Annotated in this window: 1 protein-coding gene; it reads left to right on the top strand. The window is 28.6% G+C overall.

Annotation, left to right across the window (positions count from 1 at the left end; genetic code table 11):
- The coding region (locus tag ACVC2P_RS16990; protein ID WP_452599649.1) for a cytochrome-c peroxidase at positions 1 to 497 on the top strand (497 nt) is incomplete at its 5' end.
- Positions 498 to 629 lie beyond the last annotated feature (132 nt).

The following is a 629-nucleotide window of genomic DNA, read 5'->3' as shown; positions in this document are numbered from 1 at the left end:
GTCTAACAACTTTTAATTCTAAATTTGATAGAAATATTAATGGATTAGAAAACACATTAACTGCACAAGAAATAAACGGGTTTAATCTTTTTAATGGGAAAGCCAAATGTGCTACCTGTCATTTTGCACCAGTGTTTAATGGTACTGTACCTCCAAACTTTAAAGAAAGCGAACTTGAAGCTATTGGTGTACCAAATGATACTTTAACAACCTCTAAAATAAGTAATGATTTTGGACGATATAATTTATTTAAAACTGAAGAACGCAAACATTTTTTTAAAACACCAACAGTACGAAATATATCTAAAACAGTACCATACATGCATAATGGGGTATATATTACTTTAGAACAAGTAATGACTTTCTATAATAATGGAGGAGGATCTGGTGTAGGAATTAATTTAGAATACCAAACCTTACCAACAGACTCGTTAAAACTAAAGACTGCAGAAATACAAGATATTATAGCCTTTATGAAGACTTTAGAAGATAAATAACTTGTAAAATCAAAGCCAAACTACATGTAGTTTGGCTTTGATTAGTTATTAAACTTATGTTTTAACGTTTATAGTTTTTAATTGTATTATTCCAATAGCATTTAAAACACGTATAATTAAATACGTTACATC

The organism is Pontimicrobium sp. MEBiC01747 (assembly GCF_053601635.1).
This window is presented reverse-complemented; position numbering and strand designations above follow the sequence as displayed.